Source organism: Curtobacterium sp. B18 (assembly GCF_000333375.1).
In the GTDB taxonomy this organism is placed as follows: Bacteria; Actinomycetota; Actinomycetes; order Actinomycetales; family Microbacteriaceae; genus Curtobacterium.
Map to the genome: position 1 here is coordinate 1 of NZ_BACZ01000505.1, position 2,869 is coordinate 2,869.

General features: G+C 66.4%; 2 protein-coding genes. Both read left to right on the plus strand.

Annotated elements, in window-relative coordinates; genetic code table 11:
• Positions 1 to 56: 56 nt before the first annotated feature.
• Positions 57 to 1,610, plus strand: a complete 1,554-nt coding sequence (gene mmsA, locus I5E_RS13305) for a multiple monosaccharide ABC transporter ATP-binding protein (protein ID WP_022907421.1) — start codon at positions 57 to 59, stop codon at positions 1,608 to 1,610.
• A complete protein-coding gene (gene mmsB, locus I5E_RS13310) occupies positions 1,597 to 2,778 on the plus strand; it encodes a multiple monosaccharide ABC transporter permease (RefSeq protein ID WP_022907422.1) in 1,182 nt (393 codons plus the stop codon). The genes mmsA and mmsB overlap by 14 nt, the downstream gene beginning before the upstream one ends.
• Positions 2,779 to 2,869 lie beyond the last annotated feature (91 nt).

Here is a 2,869-nt window from a genome sequence, read left to right on the forward strand (position 1 = left end):
CCTCCAGTCCGTCATCACCAGCGCGCACACGCGCGCACGACGGAAAGGCGGTCCGCATGGCGGACACCATCCTCGAGATGCGGGACATCACCAAGACGTTCCCCGGGGTCAAGGCGCTGCAGGGAGTCTCGATCGAGGTCGAGCGTGGCCAGGTCCACGCGATCTGCGGTGAGAACGGCGCCGGCAAGTCGACCCTGATGAAGGTGCTGTCGGGCGTCTACCCGCACGGCTCCTTCGACGGCGAGATCCTGCTCGACGGCGAACCGGTCGCGTTCTCGAACATCAACGACTCCGAAGCGGCGGGCGTGGTGATCATCCACCAGGAGCTCGCGCTCAGCCCGTTCCTGTCGATCGCCGAGAACATCTTCCTCGGCAACGAGCAGTCCAAGGGCGGCTTCATCGACTGGAACAAGACGAACCTGGCGGCCGCCGAGCTCCTGCAGCGCGTCGGCCTCAAGGACAACCCGGTCACGAAGATCGTCGACATCGGCGTCGGCAAGCAGCAGCTCGTCGAGATCGCGAAGGCGCTGTCGAAGAAGGTGAAGCTCCTCATCCTCGACGAGCCCACCGCGGCGCTGAACGACGACGACTCGGCGCACCTGCTCGACCTCATCCGGTCGCTGCAGGCCGAGGGCATGACGGCGATCATCATCAGCCACAAGCTCAACGAGATCAAGGCGATCGCGGACAAGGTCACGATCATCCGCGACGGCAAGACCATCGAGACGCTCGACATGCGTGCCGACGAGGTCTCCGAGGACCGCATCATCCGCGGGATGGTCGGCCGCGACCTGTCGAACCGGTACCCCGAGCGGGAGAACCCGGTCATCGGCGAGGAGCTCCTCCGCATCGAGGACTGGACCGTGCACCACCCGCTCGACGGCTCCCGCGAGATCATCCACCAGGCGAACCTCGACGTGAAGGCCGGCGAGGTCGTCGGCATCGCCGGGCTGATGGGCGCCGGACGCACCGAGCTCGCGATGAGCGTCTTCGGGCAGTCGTACGGGTCGGGGATCAGCGGCACCGTCTACAAGCGCGGGAAGCCGATCAAGACCCACACCGTGACGCAGGCCATCGACAACGGCATCGCCTACGTCACCGAGGACCGCAAGCGCTACGGCCTCAACCTCATCGACGACATCAAGCGGAACATCTCCGGGTCGGCGCTCGGGAAGCTCGCGAACTGGGGCTTCGTCAACGCGTCCGAGGAGACCACCGTCGCCGGAGGGTTCCTCCGCAGCCTCAACATCAAGGCACCGAACGTCGACGTCGTCACCGGCAAGCTCTCCGGCGGCAACCAGCAGAAGGTCGTCCTGTCGAAGTGGATGTACGCCGACCCGGACGTGCTGATCCTCGACGAACCCACGCGCGGCATCGACGTCGGCGCGAAGTACGAGATCTACACGATCATCAACCAGCTCGCGGACCAGGGGAAGGGGATCATCGTGATCTCGTCGGAGCTCCCCGAACTCCTCGGCATCTGCGACCGCATCTACACGCTCTCCGAGGGCACGATCACCGCCGACGTGCCCCGCTCCGAGGCCACGCCCGAGGTCCTCATGCAGTACATGACCCAGGAACGGGAGACCCCTGTCAATGAACGCGCTTAAGTCCGCCGCCGGCTACCTCACCGGGCAGCTCCGACAGATCGGCCTGTTCATCGCGCTGATCGTCATCGTCATCTTCTTCCAGGTGACGACGAACGGCATCACGCTGGCCCCGATCAACGTCTCGAACATCGTCGTCCAGAACAGCTACATCCTGATCCTCGCGATCGGCATGGTGATGGTCATCATCGCCGGGCACATCGACCTGTCCGTCGGGTCGGTCGTCGCCTTCACCGGTGCCATGTCGGGCGTCATGATCACGCAGTGGGGCCTCCCCTGGCCGATCGCCGTCGTGCTCTGCCTCGTCGTCGGTGCCCTCGTCGGGGCCTGGCAGGGGTTCTGGATCGCCTACTTCGGGATCCCGGCCTTCATCGTGACCCTGGCGGGCATGCTCGCCTTCCGCGGTGCGGCGCAGATCGTCCTGCGGAACCAGCAGATCTCGCCCTTCCCCGAGGGCTTCCGGTCGCTCGGCTCCGGCTTCCTGCCGTCCTTCGGCACGACCGGGTACGAGCCGCTCACGATGATCCTCGGGTTCGCCGCGGCCGCGGTGATGGTGATCGCGGCGTTCCGCGGCCGCATCACCCGTCGCAAGTACCAGCTCGAGAGCGAGCCGTTCGTCTGGTTCATCGTGAAGACGGCGTTCGGTGCCGGGCTCGTGATCTACGTGGCACTCCTGCTCGCCAGCTACAACGGCACCCCGATCGTCCTCGTCGTGCTCGGCGCCCTCGTGGTGATCTACTCGGTCGTCATGCGGAGCGCGGTGTTCGGCCGCCACATCTACGCGATCGGTGGCAACGCCCTCGCCGCGCAGCTGTCCGGCGTGAAGACGAAGCGCGTGACGTTCCTGCTCTTCGTGAACATGGGCGTCATCTCGGCCCTCGCGGGCGTGGTCTTCACGGGCCAGCTGAACCTCGCGGCGCCGGGTGCCGGCAACGGGTTCGAGCTCGACGCCATCGCGGCCGTGTTCATCGGCGGCGCTGCCGTCACCGGTGGCATCGGCACGGTGCCGGGGGCCATCGTCGGTGGTCTCATCATCGGCATCCTGAACAACGGCATGTCGATCCTCGGCGTCGGTACCGAGTACCAGTCGCTCATCAAGGGCCTGGTGCTGCTCGCCGCCGTCGCGTTCGACGTGTTCAACAAGCGCCGGGCGGCGTCCGCCCGCAAGTAGGGCGCGCGTTCGCGTCGCGCGCGTTCGCGTCGCGTGCGTTCGCGTCGCGCGCGTTCGCGTCGCGCGCGTTCGCTTCGTGAGCAGAAATGGT

Bases quoted from the DNA above. Each gene is read 5' to 3' on its own strand.
- mmsB (WP_022907422.1), top strand. From the start codon at position 1,597: ATGAACGCGCTTAAGTCCGCCGCCGGCTACCTCACCGGGCAGCTCCGA.
- mmsA (WP_022907421.1), top strand. From the start codon at position 57: ATGGCGGACACCATCCTCGAGATGCGGGACATCACCAAGACGTTCCCC.